Annotated in this window: 2 protein-coding genes; one reads left to right on the forward strand and one right to left on the reverse strand. The window is 62.7% G+C overall.

The genetic code is table 11. The features are described 5' to 3' along the window. Window positions 1-388 precede the first annotated feature (388 nt). On the reverse strand, window positions 389-1,348 hold the full coding sequence (locus tag ACSFBL_RS35555; protein ID WP_435520494.1) for a hypothetical protein: 960 nt from the start codon (window positions 1,346-1,348) through the stop codon (window positions 389-391). Between the two features lie 121 nt (window positions 1,349-1,469). On the opposite strand from ACSFBL_RS35555, the gene ACSFBL_RS35560 reads away from it, so the two are divergent. Continuing rightward, a complete protein-coding gene (locus ACSFBL_RS35560) occupies window positions 1,470-1,661 on the forward strand; it encodes a DUF3606 domain-containing protein (protein ID WP_435520495.1) in 192 nt (63 codons plus the stop codon). Window positions 1,662-1,739: the final 78 nt, after the last annotated feature.

Below are 1,739 nucleotides of genomic sequence, written 5' to 3' on the forward strand. Positions count from 1 at the left end.
GCGTCAAAGACCATGCGCACCGCGCGCTCCATGACCTCAGGGGAAAACTTCGGTGACTTTCTCATCTTGGCTCCATTCTCAATCGAAGGAGCCTCCTCAAAATCCGGGGCGGTTCAAAGTGCCTGCGTCTGCGCTGGACCGGTCAAGGGTGCCCCAATGCCTTTTTTGGCCAAGACGAGGGCGGTGGGTCGTGCGAGCTCGAAAGCGTTCCGCTTCGCCCCAAAGTCAGGGAGCGGCTAGTCGGCCGCTTTGACTTGTACCTCGCAAGTGGTGCGACGGTCGCCATAAGCCGAATGTGCCGGCACCAAGACCAAACGATACGCGACTTCGGTGGGTAGGAACCCGCGGGCCTCCGACGACCGGCAGCCGCCGGGACCCCTCTCCCAGTTCAAAGGTCCCGCTGACGGCCGCCTAGCGTCGCGCAGTAAGAGGCAAAAAGCGAGCCCAGCACCAACGAAATGAATATCCAAAGCGATCCATAGGCGGTTGCCTTTCGTGCCGAGTCCTCCATCGCCTTGGCCTTCGTCTTGGTCTCTTCCAGGGCGGCTTTGGCGCGAGAGTAGATGTCGTTGACTCGCTTCTCCGCATCCTGTTGGCTCAGGCCGGTTCGCTGTGCCACGACCTGACTTGCGTAGCGACTGTCTTCTGGCGACAGCGTCCCCGTGCGCAATGCGTTGGCAAAGATTCGCCCGACCTCCGCAGTGGTCGCGCGGTCCGTTGTGGCTTGACCTGCATCAGACTGGCTTGCAGCCCCGGACGCGGGTGTCGCGCTGGGGTCTTTCCTGAACAGGGAGTCAGTCATGTACGCCATGGGGCCTCCATCGTCGCCGGAGCGGTTCGCTGAAGCCGCTCCTGCCGCTGCCGAGGCTGCGCCGCCCGCGACAGTGCTGGCGACACCCATGCCCGCCTTAGCACCGGCGCTAACGGCCGAACCGACCGCAGACGCGATCAATGCGAAGGTTACAAGCGTAGCCACCGCCCACGAAAGAGCGCCGTGAGCGGTATCGCGGAAGTGCGCCTCGTCCGTATGAATGCCGCTCCATTTGGTTCGCAGGCGCCCTGCAAGGTACCCGCCAAGGCCGGAAGAAGCCAGTTGGGTGAACGTGATCCAGAAGATGCCGGCGATACCGATCGTTTTCGCTTCCGCGCCCTCGCCCTCCCACGGGGACGCGAGGCCCAGGCCCATGCCGGCGCCCAATACGATCATTATCAAAGTCAGTGCGGCGGCGACAGCCGCACCCGCAAACACGGCGCCCCATGAGACTCCTGATTGGGGAGCTTCAGGCGCTGCGGAGTCCTGCCGCGGCCCAATGCCTGGCATCGGTGATTCTTGAGCGTAGGTGGCCATGGCTTCGTCCTTGAGTGTTGTTGTGTACAGCGCATGGAACCAGCCGCACAGCTCCATCGGCGTACGCGAGACCCTGTGTTGTAGGTAGGCAATAGCCCGATTCGGACGACTCCCGCGCCCGGTGCTTGCTACGACGCCGACCCGTCACTCGGCGGAAGGTTGTTTCCGAAGGAGACCATGCCATGCCAGACCAGGTCAGGATCGCGCCCGGATTAATGTCAACGAGGACCACAAGGTCCACCACTGGATTCAGGCCCTCGGCGTGTCCGAAGCAATGAACCGCACCGGCTTTCGAGGAGGCCTATTGGCTTGAGTCCGACCGGGATGGTCTGACTTCTCTTCTGGCTGTTCTGACTTTCATTATTCCAGCCCCCCGCAGGGGCCGCCGGAG

It is taken from the genome of Variovorax glacialis (assembly GCF_051216375.1).
Lineage (GTDB): Bacteria > Pseudomonadota > Gammaproteobacteria > Burkholderiales > Burkholderiaceae_C > Variovorax.